General features: G+C 45.2%; 14 protein-coding genes and 1 tRNA gene. 5 read left to right on the top strand and 10 right to left on the bottom strand.

Annotated features, from left to right (window positions below; genetic code table 11):
- Window positions 1-120: 120 nt before the first annotated feature.
- The 3 genes from ACTTJ8_RS05915 to ACTTJ8_RS05905 all read left to right on the top strand — a co-directional run bounded on the left by ACTTJ8_RS05915 (window position 121) and on the right by ACTTJ8_RS05905 (window position 683).
- Window positions 121-192, top strand: a tRNA-Pro gene (locus tag ACTTJ8_RS05915).
- A gap of 91 nt (window positions 193-283) precedes the next feature.
- Complete coding sequence (locus ACTTJ8_RS05910) at window positions 284-520, top strand: hypothetical protein (RefSeq protein WP_442720606.1); 237 nt, start codon at window positions 284-286, stop codon at window positions 518-520.
- A 34-nt stretch (window positions 521-554) separates the two neighbouring features.
- The gene (locus ACTTJ8_RS05905) at window positions 555-683 is read left to right on the top strand and encodes a hypothetical protein (protein ID WP_442720605.1); all 129 of its coding nucleotides are present in this window, start codon (window positions 555-557) and stop codon (window positions 681-683) included.
- A gap of 529 nt (window positions 684-1,212) precedes the next feature.
- Here the strand turns inward: ACTTJ8_RS05905 and ACTTJ8_RS05900 are convergent.
- The 10 genes from ACTTJ8_RS05900 to ftsH all read right to left on the bottom strand — a co-directional run bounded on the left by ACTTJ8_RS05900 (window position 1,213) and on the right by ftsH (window position 14,412).
- On the bottom strand, window positions 1,213-1,509 hold the full coding sequence (locus ACTTJ8_RS05900) for an acylphosphatase (RefSeq protein ID WP_442720604.1): 297 nt from the start codon (window positions 1,507-1,509) through the stop codon (window positions 1,213-1,215).
- A gap of 160 nt (window positions 1,510-1,669) precedes the next feature.
- A complete protein-coding gene (locus ACTTJ8_RS05895) occupies window positions 1,670-2,479 on the bottom strand; it encodes a histidinol-phosphatase (protein WP_442720603.1) in 810 nt (269 codons plus the stop codon).
- A gap of 107 nt (window positions 2,480-2,586) precedes the next feature.
- Complete coding sequence (locus tag ACTTJ8_RS05890) at window positions 2,587-3,471, bottom strand: Rpn family recombination-promoting nuclease/putative transposase (protein WP_442719615.1); 885 nt, start codon at window positions 3,469-3,471, stop codon at window positions 2,587-2,589.
- Window positions 3,472-3,650: 179 nt separating this feature from the next.
- Window positions 3,651-5,801 (bottom strand): single-stranded-DNA-specific exonuclease RecJ, encoded by a 2,151-nt coding sequence (recJ, locus tag ACTTJ8_RS05885; RefSeq protein WP_442720602.1) that lies wholly within the window; start codon window positions 5,799-5,801, stop codon window positions 3,651-3,653.
- Window positions 5,798-7,156, bottom strand: coding sequence for a thymidine phosphorylase (locus ACTTJ8_RS05880; protein WP_442715434.1), 1,359 nt, complete (start codon window positions 7,154-7,156; stop codon window positions 5,798-5,800). The genes recJ and ACTTJ8_RS05880 overlap by 4 nt, the downstream gene beginning before the upstream one ends.
- Window positions 7,157-7,301: 145 nt before the next feature.
- Window positions 7,302-8,111, bottom strand: coding sequence for a bifunctional hydroxymethylpyrimidine kinase/phosphomethylpyrimidine kinase (thiD, locus tag ACTTJ8_RS05875; RefSeq protein ID WP_442720601.1), 810 nt, complete (start codon window positions 8,109-8,111; stop codon window positions 7,302-7,304).
- 256 nt (window positions 8,112-8,367) lie between these two features.
- Window positions 8,368-9,570: an alanyl-tRNA editing protein gene (locus tag ACTTJ8_RS05870; RefSeq protein WP_442720600.1), complete on the bottom strand. Its 1,203-nt coding sequence runs from the start codon at window positions 9,568-9,570 to the stop codon at window positions 8,368-8,370.
- A 106-nt stretch (window positions 9,571-9,676) separates the two neighbouring features.
- Window positions 9,677-10,720 (bottom strand): threonine aldolase family protein, encoded by a 1,044-nt coding sequence (locus ACTTJ8_RS05865; protein WP_442720599.1) that lies wholly within the window; start codon window positions 10,718-10,720, stop codon window positions 9,677-9,679.
- Window positions 10,721-10,842: 122 nt separating this feature from the next.
- Window positions 10,843-12,147 carry a bifunctional phosphopantothenoylcysteine decarboxylase/phosphopantothenate--cysteine ligase CoaBC gene (gene coaBC, locus ACTTJ8_RS05860; protein ID WP_442720598.1) on the bottom strand — a complete coding sequence of 435 codons (1,305 nt, stop codon included), beginning with the start codon at window positions 12,145-12,147 and terminating at the stop codon, window positions 10,843-10,845.
- Window positions 12,148-12,360: 213 nt separating this feature from the next.
- Complete coding sequence (ftsH, locus tag ACTTJ8_RS05855; RefSeq protein WP_487248075.1) at window positions 12,361-14,412, bottom strand: ATP-dependent zinc metalloprotease FtsH; 2,052 nt, start codon at window positions 14,410-14,412, stop codon at window positions 12,361-12,363.
- Between the two features lie 261 nt (window positions 14,413-14,673).
- Here ftsH and ACTTJ8_RS05850 point away from each other — a divergent pair, with 261 nt between their 5' ends.
- Window positions 14,674-16,611, top strand: a complete 1,938-nt coding sequence (locus ACTTJ8_RS05850) for a S9 family peptidase (RefSeq protein WP_442720597.1) — start codon at window positions 14,674-14,676, stop codon at window positions 16,609-16,611.
- A 315-nt stretch (window positions 16,612-16,926) separates the two neighbouring features.
- Window positions 16,927-17,742 carry a flagellar basal-body rod protein FlgF gene (gene flgF, locus ACTTJ8_RS05845; protein WP_442718940.1) on the top strand — a complete coding sequence of 272 codons (816 nt, stop codon included), beginning with the start codon at window positions 16,927-16,929 and terminating at the stop codon, window positions 17,740-17,742.
- The last annotated feature ends 1 nt before the right edge of the window (window position 17,743 follow it).

Genomic DNA, 17,743 nt, shown 5'->3' with positions numbered 1-17,743 from the left:
TTATCGCGCTGGCCTGTCACGCCGGAGATCGCGGGTTCGAGCCCCGTCGCTCCCGAAGAAGCTCACCGCACATGTGGTGAGCTTTTATTTTTTATCATATCGAAATAAATCATATAATAACGGGCAGTAGCGCAGGGGTAGCGCGCTTGGTTCGGGACCAAGAAGTCGGGGGTTCAAATCCCCCCTGCCCGATAGTTTATTCCTTGCTGTATATAGACTTATCAAACTATTGCTTTTGCTTGATTTTTAACAGGTCAGGTAAAGATCAAGTCGGGGTTTATATATGGATTATCATGTCTTTAAAAAGCCGAAAATAAAAAATGGCAAGAAAGTCTACGAATGGTATTACTATTACACACAAAACGGCAAACAAATACAAAAAGCCTGTAAAAATTGTAACAACCGTTCTGATGCTGAATTACATACGGTCATTGCCGCCTTTCAGGATAAAAGTGCCAATATAACAGTCATTACCCCCTCGGTTTTATCGGCGATAACGAAAAGGATTGTAAGATTATGATAACGCTTGTTGATTCGGGGACGGTATACCGATTATGTCTATACATTTGCAGGTAGGCACTATGCCGGTGTTTATCCGTGCAAGGGAGCCGAACGCATTAAGACGGGCTGAACATATCGCATTTTTGACCGGTCGATGCTTGAACGAATCGGACTTCCATTAGCCTATCATATCAGTATAACAAAATAAAAGACCGAATCAGCAATAGTATGAGCGTTTTGATGTGAAATAAAGGGCAATATCAGCCCGATTGGTATCTGAATTTTTCCGGTGATTTCCGCAACGATTATTTTAAAATGTTCGAGACGGAGACCAAAGCTGACATTATTAAAAAACAAATTAATAACTTTTTGAGTTCATCATTTTATAATGTGCAGTACGGCACTGATAGAGTCTTCTTTTAGCAAAATTTATTTTCAGCCGCTGAACTAGCGCGTGCATCAAACAATGTACAAAGCCGTATAGTCCTTGATGATGGCTGCCGAAGGTATGTCACCGCTTAACATATCTACAAAAACAATGTAACCGCTAAAGGCGCGGCGAATGCGACGATTTTCAAAAAAACTTATCAGGTTATGCCGATATTCTTTTCTGTAGTCGTTGCAGTTAAATTTTTAAGAAATGAACAGTCAAAAAACAAAACATGAGGAGATTACCTTCTTCCCACGGTCAAAAACATTACAGCGCATTGCCTAATACCGTACCTTAAACGAATCAAAGCCTTTATAGGGAGCAACGCTGATATTACAACTTGCAACATAGGCCAGAGGATGACCGTGCTGTACGGCATTGAAAAAATCGTGCAAGGCATCGGGTTCTCCTTCGGCAAATATTTCCACTGAGTAATCGGGACAGTTCCGCACCCAGCCGGTAATTCCGCATTTCTTTGCAGCCTGTACTGTCCAGTATCGGAATCCAACTCCTTGAACGCGCCCTTCTACAACAGCACGTACAGCCCGTTCTTCATTATGAGGTATTTCGTCCGGCATGTTTTCTCCTATAAAAGTCAAAAAATATCAAGTTTCGATTAACGTTTTACGCACGTTCGCAACAAAGTGATGACGTGCATAATAAACCTATTCAGAAACGGAAGTTCCCGAACCGATTTAATATATATCCGGGCATCTTTTTAAAAGTCAAGTCCAGTTTTTAGCGATGCTCATCCGTAAGATGGTCAAAGCCCAAAGCTTCAGCAGCATCAAGTATCGGAATTTCCAATCCTTCTGCATACCGAATCCCATTCCGGACACCCTCCAACACCTGCTCTATTTGGTGAGCATCGGAATTGCAGATAATCCGTGCATTTTTTTTCGCAGCCCGTTCCCAAAAAGCGCCTACCGGATACTGATAATCTTCGCCATAATCCCGCCTAATTCTCGGTTTAATAAGACCGCAGCCATTAATCTCCAGCGGCATACCTAAGTCATTTGCAGCATCAATGAGGGCATCAGCACAGGCGAGACATTCAGCATCCAGCTCCATCTGTCCGCTCAAAAATAAATCAGGATGCGCTAAAAAAGCATAGAGACCGGAGCGCATCCCTTCAATCGTAAAATCAATATATTTACGAATATAGCGCTTCTCTGCAACCATAGGAATATATTCGAGTCTGCCATGAATGGGAACCCAATGAGAGCCTAAAACTAAGTAGTCTGCCTTACAGTGTCCCAATAATTCATCTTGGAACCAGTTACGATGCTGCGGCGACCATTCACATTCAAAACCTAAATAAACAGGAAACGGCGCATGCTGCTTTGCATCATCCACCAATTTTATATAATACGGTAACTCGGAAGCTGCCATCCGGCAATAAAACCACATATCATCATGAGGATAGGGACAGTGATCGGAAAAACCAAGGGCGCCGCAGCCTACTTCCGCAGCTTTTTGCACATAATCACGCGGTATTCCCTCAGCATGTTTACATAGATATGTATGCGTATGAAAATTACTAAGCATGGAAAAAGTATATAGAGAAGCCGAGGAAATGTCAAATTTGAAGAGCAACACACGGCGGCGGATACGGGTATAGCGCAAACACTACAGTTATACAGGTTTCCATATCTCTATAAGTGGGAGATTTCTTCAAGACTTAAGCCGGTAGCTTTTGAGATAACTTCTACGGTAAAACCCATTTCAGCTAAGTTTTTAGCTGTGTCCAGTTTATTTTGGTAAACCCCTTGAGATATTCCTTGAGATATTCCTTCAGCGAAAGCTATTCTGCCCGCTTCTGCTCTCTGTACCGCAATGTCTGTATCATAATCATATTCTGCTAATAACATATTGATCACCTCCCGTGATTTTCTCATTAAATATTCTTTTAAGATTCCTTTTTCTATACATATCTTTATCGCATTGGTAAAACCGTTTTCAGGGTCGAGTTGAGTTTGAATGCGTACCTCTTCTACAAACAAACTGTATTCTTCAAGAGGTTTACAGCGGGTTAACACTTCTGCTCCCTTATTTTTATTTTTATTTATATTATATACCTTTACTTCAAGTTCCAGCGGTGTCTGTTCGGGTTCTGTAATAAAAGCATCTGAAAGTTTAAGAACTATGGTTTCAGGATAGTCCTCCAGCCCATTATAGAAGACATAAAATTCAGGGGTAGGTATTTTTGATAACTTCCTTAAATACCTGTCTGTCGGAGTTTGTAACTTTTCATAGAGCCTTGCTATGTATTGTAAAAAGCGTAGGGGCATATTTTCATTTATAGTAGACTGATGTTCTGCTAATACAACGATCTTATTATTGACAAGGCAGGAAACATCATTGATTACGTTCATATACATGACGTTATCAAGCCTTATGTTTTCTACAGGACAAGACATTTGCAGGTTCGTTCCATGTAAAGCATTGTACAACGATAAGAAATTTTCTTTTGCCTTTTCATCTTCGCTGAAAAGATCGACAAAAACGGAATCTTTGTATTTCCTGTTTGCGGTGCTCATAGCTCCCCCCTCCCCTCGCTTGTAGTTAGTAGTATAGCATAGAGTACCGGATTTTTAAAGATAGCGATCAGGCTTTAACAGAATTACTACTCAATCGGAGAATACAATCTTTCATCCCCTTACCCAATCTGGCAAGGGGGAATTAATTCGTAATTGAGAATGCAGTTAGAGGATTGTTTTTAGCGCTTTCCCGGAGAACGCCCCGCTTTCCCTGTCCTTTCCATACTCTGAATAACAATTTGCGGTATGGTATTGCCGTTAAAGGTACTCCGGTCAAGTAGAAACACAGCATCCACACTATCCCCTACTGCAAACTCAACATTGAGCTTATCTGCTGCCCGCCAATACAGCGCTGTCCACTTATAGGAACCGCAGTCAAGGGTGAGCCGGAGGTGCTGAGGCGTTGTTTTACCCATTATAGAGGCAGCGCTCACTTTCAAATCGGCAGCTGCAAATAAGAGCGGGGGAAAGCCTTCACCATAGGGCTCAAGCATATCGAGGACTGTCAAAAGGTCTGGAGTGAGGTACGCATGAGGCAGTTCCGCATCAATATGCATCGGCGGGTTTTCAGAATCAGGATCAAATTCGATAGTCTGCACAAAATCTTGTAGTTTGTGTAAAAACGGTTCGAGGTTCTCCTGCATCAAACTAAAACCGGCAGCAAAGGTATGTCCGCCATAATCAATAAAAAAATCAGGATAGACTTCCAGCAATGACAATACGCGATAGTTACGCGCAGACCTCAGTGAACCCACTGCCGTACCGTTTTCCATCAAACAGATAACCATGCTGGGAACATTAAATGCCTTTGCCAGCTGATTTGCAAGGATTCCGGTAATACCGCGGTATATTTTATCACTGACCGTAACGGTTAATTTATTCTGATAGCGCGCAAGGCTTTCCTGTGCAAGCGGTTCTGCAATCGTCCAGCCGGTTTTGCCGAGTTCCCTGCGCTCTTCATTCATAGCAATAATCGCAGCACTCAGTTCATCTCGAACCGCCTGATCTTTTTCCAAAAAGAGCTTAATAGCTGTTTCAGGCTTTCCCATCCGTCCGGTGGCATTGATAACCGGTGTAACATACCACGCAACATCAGTTGTTCCAATTTGTTTACCGATGAGGCTTTGCTTTGTCAGCAATTCGGCAAGTCCGCTGCGGGGTGCCGTATTGATTGCCGCTAATCCCTGCTTGACCAAAATACGGTTTTCATCGCTCAGCTGCATGAGATCTGCAAGGAGCGAAAGAGCAACAAGCTGCAGCTCCCGCCGTTCGCGTCCGCCATAGAAACTATGTGTCTGCTGTACGAGCGTTACAAAGATATTAAAAAAGCCGTCCAGCTCCGACATCGGTGTTTCTTGATATTTTCCAATCCGGGACAAGCTTTTTAAGCGCAATAGGCTCATTTCCGCAAGCTGAGGCGAAAGTTTTGCACATTCAGGGCGGAAATCGGTAACGCAAAATTCAATAGATTTACCGAATATCTTTTCCAGCTGCTTCAGCTGTAGTTCTTTATCCCAGACAAAAATCTGTTGTCCCTGTAAAAAATTTCCCAGGCGTGTATCGGAAAAAGAGATCATTCCGGGAATAATCGTTTCTGTAATCCGTGCCTTTTCTACAAGATTGACCGTGCGGATAGCTTCAACTGCAAAAGCATCGTTGACAGGACGGACATTGAGCAGACAAATCTGCTGTTTATACATATCGAGCTGTCCAAACCGGAGCGCGGTGATAACTTTCCACGCAGTAGCACAGCCTGAAAGATGAACATTCGGATACCCTGCATCCGGCATCTTGCAGTTAATAATTACTGCGGCATCGGGAACCTGCTCTTTGGGAGTGTGGTGATCGATAATAATCACATCTATTCCCTTCTCTGCGGCATAGGCAACTTCTTCAATATTGGAAATACCGCAGTCTACGGTGATAATCAGGGTTCCGCCTTCTGCTGCGTGCGCATCGACTGCCTCAATCGAAAGTCCGTAAGGATCATCGCCGGTCGGAATACGCCACGATACCTGCATACCTAAGCCGGTCAGCGCCTCATACAAAATGGTAACCGCAGTAATTCCGTCTACATCACGGTCGCCGAAAATGAGTACCCGCTCGCCTTCATCCCGTGCATCTAGAATGCGGTCAACAGCATCTTCCATATCGGAAAACAGAAAAGGATTGTGCGCATACCGCAGATCATTTTCAAGATAAAAGAAGGCATCAGCCCCATCTGCAATGCCGCGCCGCAGCAATATTGATGCAACCAGCGGGCTGCACCCATACTGCTGAGCCATAGAGCGGACAATTTCTCCGTCTATGTCTTTTTTTTCCCAATTCACGATGCGGATCCTGAATGCTGCGGAGCAAGGGCTTCCGCACCTATTTCCTTAAATACCAGCGGCTGTCCTTGGGGCGCTGTATCTGCGTACCGCACTGCCGACTGTATAATCTCCGATGCGGCGGATAAACAGGCGCTGTCTTTACCGTACACATCCATAATAACATCGCCCTTTTTCACGGAGTCCCCGGTATGCTTATGCACGATCATACCGGCATCGGGGCAGACTGCATCGGTAGTTTTGTTCCGCCCGACACCAAGGTGCACTCCGGCGATTCCAATCTGATACGCATCCATTGCTGCGATAAAGCCGCCCTGTGCTGCCTTGATTTGGCAGGTATACGGACTGCGCCGCTTGCCGCATTCGGAAACAAACTGTTTGGCATCCCCGCCCTGGAGGGTAATATTCTCTAAAAAGAGTTCCAACGCCTTACCGCTCTGCACCGCCTCCTGTGCTTTTTGCATCCCTTCTTCTTTTGAGGAAGCCTTACGTCCAAGCACCAGCATCCATCCGGCAAGCTGCAAGGTAAGATCGGTTACATCCTTTGGTCCTTCCCCTTTCAGCACATTGTAGGTTTCTTCCATTTCCAAAAAGTTACCGACCATAGTACCGAACGGTTCTGACATATTTGTAATAAGCGCAATAACTTTCTTTCCCATCGCAGTACCGGTTCCGACAAGGCTCTTTGCCAAGGCTTCTGCCTCTGCTAAGGTTTTCATAAAGGCACCGCTTCCGCATTTTACATCAAACACCAACGCTTCAGCTCCTTCGGCAACCTTTTTGGAAAGAATACTCGCCGTGATAAGCGGCACTGATTCAACAGTAGCGGTAACATCACGCAGCGCATAGATCAACCGGTCGGCAGGTACAATTTCTTTGGTCTGTCCGGTCATCGCAAAACCGGTTTTGGAAATATAGTTTCTAAACTGCTCAACCGTTAAACCGGTTTTGTAGCCGGTAATTGCTTCAAGTTTATCGAGCGTACCGCCGGTATGCCCCAAAGCCCGTCCGCTCATCATCGGAACCTTCACTCCGCATGCGGCAACAATCGGTGCAAGCGGCAGAGAAAGTTTATCCCCTACTCCGCCGGTTGAGTGTTTATCAACAAAGGGACCTTCAATACCGGACAAATCCATAACGGCACCGGAATGAAGCATCACATCAGTCAGGATTGCCGTTTCTTCAAAGGACATCCCGTTAAAGTAAACAGCCATCAGCCATGCGGACATTTGATAGTCAGGAATAGTACCGTCTACATACCCATTCACCAAGAATGAAATTTCATCCCGGGAAAGCGTCCCTGCGCCGGTTGCTCTAAACCCGCGCTTTTTCATAATAATATCAACTGCACGCATAGCGTATCTCCTTTCCTTTGTTAATAGACCTATTCGATAACTGCGTTTTCGAATAGGTCGACGAGTTCTAAATTGCGCAAATAGCACGATTTAGAACATCGCATTTCAAGGTAACCTGTTCAGAAACGGAAGTTTCCGAACAGGTTTAATTAAATGCCTTGCGCCACGCTGCCGGATTACCCGGACCAACCCATTGATTCAGCGCAAAACTATTGCGTAAGCTCAATGTGATGAATTTTTTAGCGCGGAGGGTTGCCTCGTAAGCGTCAAGCCCAAAACCGAGTCCGGCAGTAATTGCAGCTGCAACCGTACATCCGCAGCCGTGTGTCCATTCGGTTTTAATCAGCTCCGCCTCAAGATACCGGAAGTCTGAACCGTCATAAAACACATCGATAGAAGCTGTCTGATCTTTCAGTTTAGACCCACCCTTAATAAACACATTCGGCACCCCAAGATCATAAATCCGTTTTGCCGCTTCTTTTATTTCTTCTAACGATGAAGGGGTTTCAACCTGTGCAATCTGCCCTGCTTCAAATACGTTCGGAGTGATAATTTTTGCCAACGGGAGCAGTTTTTTTACCAGCAAGGCATTCAGTTCAGGATTAAGCGGAAGATTACCGCCCTTGCAGATCATCACCGGATCCAATACATAGTTTTGAACTTTATACTTACTGATATATTCAGCTGAAAGTTCGATTGCATAGGGTGTTGCAAGCATACCTGTTTTTGCAGCATCAACACCAATTCCAGTAAAAATTGTCTCTAACTGAGCACGGAGAGCTTCTTCAGTAAGCGGAAACACTTCATGACTCCAGTCTTTATGGGGATTCATCGTTGCGATAAGCGTAACGGCTGCCATACCGTATCCGCCGTATTCCTGGAACGTTTTTAAATCCGCTTCAAGACCAGCGCCGCCTGAAGCATCGGAACCTGCAATAGTTGCGAGTTTTATCATTATGTACTCCTCAAGGATAAAAATAGTACGGAATGCGCTGAGTATGTTATTATCTGCACAATCCGCCGAAAGGGAAGAAACGTATGTGCTCTTTGTGCGTAAACGCAGTAGTTCCCAAATTTTAGATTATATAGGACTGCTGCATCTTAATGAACGGATATTCCCTAAAGTATATCATTTATAGGGAAAACTATATCATTTTTTTCCATTAAGTCAAGGGATAAACCGGACAGTTGTCTAAGATACATAATCTCCATCATCCAAATACGCGCAAAAGCGCTTCTTTAATACTGTCTTGCGATGCAAAATAGGTTCCTTGAATAGCAGTACTGCTGCCGCCGCCCCTGCCGTTTAGCTGCTGATTTAATTCTTTGGCATGTTGTTTTAGGTCTATCTCAGTGCTGACAATCACATAATTATATGCAAGCTCTGCCGTATCGTTTTTTACAGCGGACAAGGCAGCGCATCCTGTGATGGATCCTGATGCTAACAGACTATTGCAGAAGAACCGCAGATATTCAATGCCGAGGTTTTCTTCAAAATAAATGGGAAAGCGATCCTCTGCTGCTGAAAGTCCGGCAGCTTTTTCTTTCAGGTATTTTTCCGTCATTTCATGAAGCTGCTGCTGCAGTTTTGCCTTATCCGCATTGAGCTTTTCTACTGCTTCATGTACCTCGCTTGGTTTTGCAGAAAGACACCGGGAAATTGCCCGTACCTGCTGCATTTCTTGTTCGTATGCTTCCACTGCCTTTCTGCCGAACAGCACTTCTAAACGCGCCCCTTTTTTTCTATTGGTAAAGTTGATAATTTTGATCAATCCCACTTCGCCGGTGCTGCTCAGATGGGTGCCGCAGCAGGCACAGGAATCAAGACCGGGTATGGTGATAATCCGTACAATGCCAGAAAGTTCTTTTTTACTGCGGTACTGGAGCGTCCGGCGTTCTTCTTCGCTGGGAAAACTCTCTGCTATTGGGAGATTGGCACGGACAATTTCGTTTGCACGCTGTTCCAAAATTGTTACTTGCTCTTCTGTAAGCTGCCCGCTTGCATCAATCGTTACAAAGTCCTTCCCCATGTGAAAGCCGATATTTTCATAGCCATACGTTTGATAAAGGAGCCCGGTCAGAATATGCTCCCCCGAATGTCCCTGCATATTGTCGCTACGGTTGATCCAATCAAGGACACCGTGTACCTGTACTCCCGGCAGGATCGACTTGTCGGCAATATGTAGGACACGTTCACCGTTCAGCTGCGTGTCGAGCACACAAACAGGCGATTCGTTTTGACCTTGTAAGATAAGAGAGCCTTTATCGCCGGGCTGACCGCCTCCTTCGGGATAAAATGCTGTTTCGGAAAGTTCGATCTCGAAGCCCCGCTCTGTTTGAGTACATGCAATGACTGTTGCGTCAAATTCTTTTATATATGGTTTTTGATAATATAATGCGTGAAAGTTTTCCATACTACTATCCTCATACTGCTACCCTCGAAAGCATCTTTGACAGCCCTGGGAATATTCTAAAAACTCAAGGATTGTTTTTAGAGGTCTCCTGCTGTTAGTGTTTTCATTATGCAAGGGCTTTTAGAAGTTTTTCTACGTTTTCATCTGTTGTTGCCCAGTCAGTTGCAATCCGGACAACAGTATGTGCATCATCTTTCTTTTCCCAAAAACTGAAAGAGATTTTTTGAGACAGTTCGGCATACCGAGTATTGTCAAGCACGATGAATATTTGATTGGTCGGTGCAACAAAATACTGCTCATAGCTGTGCTCGGTAAGAAACGCCCGAATAGTGTCGGCTGCATGGATTGCGGTTTCCCCGATGCGGAGGTACAGGTCATCGGTAAAGAGTGTTTCAAACTGAATGCCGAGCAGCCTGCCTTTTGCGAGCAAAGCGCCGTGCTGTTTCATAATGGTAAAAAAATGAGGACTGCGCTGCGGATCAGGAATGACCACCGCTTCACCAAAAAGCGCTCCGCATTTTGTGCCGCCGATATAAAAGGCATCACACAATGCTGCAAGATCGGCGAGTGTTACATCATTTTCCTTGCTTGCAAGTGCATAAGCAAGCCGTGCCCCGTCTACATACAGCGGGATGTGATATGCTCTACAAACCTCACTGAGTGCAGTTATCTCCTGCTTGGTGTACAGTGTTCCGTATTCTGTCGGCTGTGAGATATACACCATCCCCGGATGCACCATGTGTTCATAGTTTCCGTCTGCATAAAAGTCTTGGAGATATTGTGTTACAGCGGCGGCAGTGATCTTGCCCTTATCGCATACAATGGGCAATACCTTGTGTCCTCCGAACTCTATCGCTCCTGCTTCATGTACGGCAACATGTCCGGTCTGTGCCGCAATAACCCCTTCATATTGATGAAGGAGCGCATCAATAACCGTCGCATTGGTCTGGGTACCGCCTACAAGAAAATGCACTGCTGCTTTTGGACTTTTGCATATATTTCTAATAAGGGTGCGCGCACGCTCGCAGTATTCATCGGTTCCATACCCTGCCGTTTGTTCCATATTGGTTTGCACTAAGCGCTCTATGATTGCAGGATGGGCTCCTTCCATATAATCTGAAGCAAAACAAAGCTTTGTTTGTGATTCCATAAGATAAACTTACCGAATAAGCGCTTTTTGTGCAAGCTGCTTAGGGATGCCTCTTAGGGATTCCGCATTATAATATCAACATCCCATAATCAACAGTTCATAATCAAGAACCCAGACGCGGCTTATGGTTTCTGTTCTTTTCGGCAAAAGAGCGCTGCAACCTCGTCTAAAATAATATCCGCTGCCTCTGTTTTAAGTAGTTGAGGGTATGCATGCATATTTCCCTGCGCGTCGATGATTGTGATAATATTGGTGTCGATACCAAATCCGGCGCCTGCCTTGGTAACATCGTTGGCGGCGATAAAATCAAAGTTTTTCTTTCTGATTTTTTGTACGGCATGTTCCGTTACCTTGTCTGTTTCTGCAGCAAAGCCCACCAAAATTTTATTTCCTTTCATCTTTCCAAGCTGATACGCAATGTCTTGCGTCCGTTCCAACTCAATATACAAATCACTATCGCTCTTTTTTAGCTTGCTGTCAGAATACTGCTTGGGTTTGTAGTCGGCAACTGCGGCGCTTTGGATAACCGCATCATGATCGGGAAATGCGTCCATAACAGCCTGATACATTTGCGCAGCAGTTTCCACGCGCACAATGCTCCTGATGCCCGCAGGTGTGTCCAGAACCGTTGGACCGGAGATCAGCGTAACCTCTGCACCCCGTTTTGCAGCCTGCGCCGCAACGGCATATCCCATTTTACCCGATGAGCGGTTTGTAATGTAGCGGACAGGATCAATAGGCTCCCGTGTTGGTCCCGCTGTTACGAGAATCTTTTTCCCTTTTAAATCCTGTGGTACGGTATTGGATGTGGAAGACAGCGTTTCCTGATCGGTAATTTTCGGAAATGCTGTTTCTTTCATTTGACTATGCGGATTCTGTTTCTGCTCTGCTAGAAAAGCCTCGACCGATTCTACAATCGTATCGACATCCGCCAATTTCCCGTCTCCTTCATCACCGCAGGCAAGCATACCGCAAACCGGCTCTATAAATGGATAGCCCAGTGTTTTCAGCTTTTGTATATTTTCCTGCACGATTGGGTTACGGTACATCCCTGTGTTCATTGCCGGAGCTATCATTACCGGCGCGCGGCTTGCCATAACCGTTGTCGTGAGCATATCATCTGCAATGCCGGATGCAATTTTCCCAATAACATTCGCAGTCGCAGGCACGATGAGCATCAAATCGGCTTTTTTTGCCAGTGAAATATGTTCAATTTCCCATGTCTTAGGTTCGGCAAACATATCCGATATGACAAAATGATTACTGAGTGTTTGAAAGGTAAGCGGCGCTACGAACTTACAGGCTGCTTCCGTCATAATCACATGTACCGAAGCGCCCTGCTTGCGCAGTTTACTCACTACATCACACGCTTTATATGCGGCAATTCCGCCTGTTACTCCAACGATAATTGTTTTATTATGCAGCATAGTATTTCTTCCCAGATCCTGCTCAGACTAGCCGATTCCGCGGTAATTTTTACGGAAATATCCCGCCGCGGTATTTTGATAAGGGGTATAGTCTCGCTCCCAGTGTATCATAAGTACGGCAGCTTTGTAACCAGCTACATCGGGACAGCCTTAAAATCAACTCCCCCGATGCAGCTTGTGAGTATTGCTCAACGTTTCGCACTGTGTGTGCAATCAATCCGGCATGGCTGTTTCCGCCGGCTCGCCACCGGTTTCCACGACAGTAGTGTCCGGCTTTGCTTCAGCGGAATCGGGTGCAGCAAAAGCGGCTTGAGTATGGGGGAGATGAGCTTCCGCATTGATAATATCTTTAAATTCCTGCTTATCAATAGTTTCTTTTTCCAACAAGCGCTCGGCAATATATTCCAGCAGGTGTTTTTTATCCGTCAGCCGATTAACAACAACCGTATATCGCTCTTCCATAATGCGGGCTATTTCTTCATCAATATATTGCTGGGTCTTTTCTGAATATTCCCGCACCAGCTGAGGATCACCGCTTCCATAGCCGCTTCCCCGTGATGAAAGAGCAACATTTTTAAAGCGTTCGCTCATACCGTAATCAGTGATCATTCCGCGGATTATATCCGTTGCACGGGATAAATCATTCGATGCGCCGGTAGAAACAACGCCGAACTGCACAAACTCCGCAGCGCGTCCGCCAAGCAGGCAGTCAACCTCTGCCAGCAGCTCTTGTTCAGTGCGCAGGAAGCGGTCTTCTTCCGGGATATTGAGGGTATAGCCAAGAGCTGCTATACCTCGCGGAATAATCGAAACCTTATGCACCTTATCCGCCCCCTCTGTGAAGGCTGCGGTAATTGCATGTCCTGTTTCATGGTAGGCGACAATCTGCCGTTCTTTTTCCTTTATTACTCTGCTCTTTTTTTGTAAACCGGCAATTGCTTTTTCAACAGCCTCGCTGAGGTCTTCTGCAATAACCTCTTTCCGTCCTGCCCGGACTGCCAGCAATGCAGCTTCGTTAATCACATTTGCGAGATCTGCACCGGAAAAACCGCTTGTAATCCGCGCCGTATCTGCAAGGTCTATACCGCTTGAAAGTTTTACCTTCTCTGCATGTATTTTAAGGATTTGTTCCCGTCCTTTCATATCAGGGCGGTCAACCGACACTTGCCGGTCAAAGCGTCCGGGGCGGAGCAGTGCAGGGTCTAAAACATCAGGGCGGTTGGTTGCCGCAAGCAAAATCAATCCTGTGCTGTTATCAAATCCGTCCATTTCTACCAGCAACTGATTGAGGGTTTGCTCCCGCTCATCGTTTGAATGAATGGAATTTAACCGGGACTTTCCGATGGCATCCAATTCGTCAATAAAGATAATACACGGCGCCTTTTCTCGGGCTTGCTTAAAGAGATCGCGCACACGGGATGCCCCAACGCCGACAAATACTTCAACAAAATCAGAACCGCTTAGTCTAAAGAATGGAACACCGGACTCTCCGGCAACCGCACGGGCAAGAAGGGTCTTTCCGGTACCGGGCGGACCTACCAGTAAGACACCCCGCGGAATTTTACCGCCTATTTCGGTATACTTTTGCGGGAATTTTAAGAAGTCTACCACTTCAACAAGCTCTTCTTTTGCCTCATCAACACCTGCGACATCGCTGAACCGGGTTGTAACCTTGCCTTCTTCGACCGCAGCGGAACGACCAGCCCCGCCGGCAAGAAAACTTCCTCCCAAACCGCCGAGGTTGGAGGTAAAACGTTTCATCACAAAATGCCACAGAAGGAAGATAAAGCTGAACGGCAGTATCCACTGAACTAAAAAATCAATAAAAATATTATTCTCTTTCGGACGGATCAAATAGATAATATTTTTTTCGTCCAAAAGCTGTAAAAACGATTCTGAATAAATACCGACTGTTTGATACGCGCCTTCCGTATCGGTTGAAAAGAACGGCAGCTTTTTGCTTTGTTCGGAGTTCGCCTGCGTTTTTGTTTGACCGATAAAATAAGTCGGTCCCATAATAACCTTTACAATTTCACCTGAACTGATCCGGTCTTTAAATTCGGAAAAAGGTATGACATTTGCATCTTGCTTTGCTAAAAACTGATTTGCGATCAGCAAGACCACAAACACACCGGCGATGATTGCCCAAAACGGTATCTTAGGCTTTTTAGGGTCCTTATCGTTTTTCGGCGGTTCGGGACTCAGCTTAAAAAAATTGAAAGGATCCTGATCTTTTGGATCCTTGTTATTCTTATCTTCATTCATAATAGTTGCTGCCTCGTTCTTTGCGCTAAGATTCTGCTCAAAACCTCCTTTTATATGCTCTAATGGAAGTATTAAACCGTATCTTCTCTTCTGTATATCGCATAACATACTCAAAAAACGGAAGATAGACAAGTCGCAGAGCTGAAAAGTTCCTAAGACTTTTCTCTGTGTATTCATGCTGCAATTTTTTTAGTTGAATATTTATAGAAAAAATGCGATAATTTTCTTAATCATTTTGCATCCAGTTATAAGAGGTATTATATGAAAAAACGATTAATGATGGTGCAGCCGCTATGTACAGGCTTAATCTGTGCGGGGATGCTGACCGCTTGTGTATCTACCGGTTCGGGGATGACCTCGCAAACCGGAGGATCGGCTCCAGCCGGACAGCATTATATTCCGGTAGAGGATTTTTTTCGGAATCCGTCAAAAAGCAGATTCACGGTATCACCCGATGGTACGCATATTGCGTTTATGCAGGCATGGAAAAACCGCATGAATATTTTTGTGCAAAAACGGGACTCCGATACCGCTGTGCGGGTTACTGCAGCTGAAAACCGCGATATTGCAGGTTATTTTTGGGCAAATAATTCGCTGCTTGCCTTTTTGCAGGACACCGGCGGGGATGAAAATTATCAGCTTTTCACCGTGCAGAAGGACGGTTCAAATCTGAAAAATGTAACGCCGTTTAAAGATGTCCGTGTTGGGATTGTAGATGATCTCAAAGATAACGAACATGAGATGCTCATTTCGATGAATAAACGTAATCGGCAGGTGTTTGATGTATACCGGCTCAACTTTACCGACAATTCGCTTACCATGATTGCGGAAAATCCCGGCAATATTTCCGGCTGGATGACTGACCACGACGGAAAACTCCGCATCGCAACGACAACAGACGGCGTAAACACCGGAGTGCTCTACCGTAAAACCGAACAAGACCCCTTTGTTTCGATTATGGAAACAGGTTTTAAAGATACATTCAGTCCTCTTTTGATGACCTTCGATAATAGCGAGCTGTATGTTACCAGTAATCTCGGCAGGGATAAAGCAGCAATTTATACGTTTAACCCCGAAACAAAAAAGCTGGGCAAACTCATTTTTGAACATCCGGAAGTTGATGCGGAATCACTCATCTACTCCGAAGAGCGGAAAGTGATTACCGGCGCTGTCTATTATGCTGATAAGCGCGGCTATCATTTTTTTGATACACAGCGGGCAGCGCTGCAAGCCGAACTCGAAAAAAAGTTTCCTGGTCTTGAAGTTGGCGTAAGCGCATCAAACCGGGACGAGACCGTCTATATTATCCGTACCTATTCCGATAAAACCCCCGGCGCGTATTATGTGTATGATACAGCCGACAAAAGCTGCACACTGCTTGCCGAGACAGCTCCGTGGATTGACAGTACCAAAATGGCTTCGATGCAGCCTATTCAATATAAAAGTTCTGATGGGTTGACTATCCACGGCTACCTCACCATTCCTGCAGGAAAACAGGCAAAGAACCTGCCGGTAGTAGTTAATCCGCACGGTGGTCCGTGGGCGCGCGACTATTGGGGATATAATCCTGAGGTGCAGTTTTTGGCAAACCGCGGATACGCCGTCTTGCAGATGAACTTCCGCAGCTCAACCGGCTACGGCAAGGAATTTTGGACAAAGGGCTTTAAGCAGTGGGGCAAGAAAATGCAGGATGATGTAACGGACGGAGTACAGTGGCTCATCAGTCAGGGTATTGCCGATCCCAAGCGGATAGCGATATACGGCGGTTCCTACGGCGGCTATGCAACGCTTGCAGGCGTTACCTTTACACCTGATCTGTATACATGCGCGGTTGATTATGTCGGCGTTTCCAATCTTTTCACGCTTTTTGAAACCTTGCCGCCCTATTGGGAGCAGGGTCGTCAGATGATGTACGAGATGATCGGCAATCCGGAAAAAGACAAAGTGCTGCTCGAAGAGGTCTCTCCGATCTTTCATATTGATACTATCAAAGTGCCGCTTTTTGTTGCACAGGGGGCAAATGATCCCCGCGTAAAAAAAGAGCATTCAGACCAAATTGTCAATGCACTCAAGCAGAAAAACATTGCCGTTGAATACATGGTGAAGGATAACGAAGGGCATGGTTTTCACAATGAAGAAAACCGCTTTGACTTTTACCGGGCAATGGAACGCTTCTTTAGAAAGCACCTTGATAAATAAGCGGCAAGGCATTTATCTTGCAGTAACATGATAAAAAACAGGCGCAAAGTTGTCGAAAGTACAGTACAAAGGAGAAGAAAGACTTACTTAAGGTATCGCCTCTTAAAACCTTTGTCCAGCAGCGGTTAAAAAGACTTCTTTGCGGCTTTTTTTTTCGATAAACGGTATTTCGTAATTTACCTTGTGTTTTACCCTCATCTATCTTTCTTTACAAAGTGCTTCAAGTTTTTCCCTATTTACCGATATTGAATAGAGATGAACAGCAAAAAGCTTTAGTTTTAGCTGTTTTCCTTGAATTTATTTGCGAGGTTGTTTATGATTAGAGGTTGGTATACCGCAGCGAGCGGCATGAATGCACAGCAAAAACAGCTGGATGTTATCGCTCAAAATCTGGCAAATGCCGATACAACAAGCTATAAACGGGATGTTGCAACCCATAAAAATTTTTCCGAACTATTACTGCGGCGTGTGAACGACGACGGTGTTGTTAAAAATCCCTTCGGCTCTTCCGATGTTGCACCCATCATCGGAAAGCTCGGTCTTGGGGTAGAACTGAACGAAATTTTCACTGAATTTGAACAAGGATCTTTAAAGCAAACCAATGCAGCATCCGATCTTGCACTGGAAGGCAAAGGTTTTTTCTGTGTTGAAACGCCCTACGGAGAACGGTATACCCGCAACGGAAACTTTACCGTCGGTGTTGAAGGCTATTTGATGACAAAAGAAGGCTATCCCGTTCTGGGAGAAAACGGTCGTATTTTTTTGCAGGATAAAGAGTATAAGGTAAATCAAAATGGAGACGTGTATGCGCGCCCGATGACTGAGCCGGATTCAGATTCAACGCTGACCGACCGGCTGAAGCTCGTTACCTTTGAAAACGACCGCTACTTAAAAAAGTACGGTTCCAGTTTTTATCTTGACACTACGGTATCAGGTCCTGCTATTGCTGCGGAAGGCAACGACCGTCCTGTTGTTGTACAGGGCTTTGTAGAAGCCTCCAATATCAAAGTAGTGAACGAAATGGTGCGTATGATCGAGGTAAACCGAGCATACGAGGCGAACCAAAAAACAATTCAATCTGAAGATACGATGATGAGTAAACTCTGGAATGAGGTTGCCAAAGTAAAATAAA

It is taken from the genome of Treponema sp., assembly GCF_052169735.1.
In the GTDB taxonomy this organism is placed as follows: domain Bacteria; phylum Spirochaetota; class Spirochaetia; order Treponematales; family Treponemataceae; genus Treponema.
The sequence above is the reverse complement of the archived record's forward strand: the minus strand, read 5'-3'. Positions and strand labels throughout refer to the sequence as shown.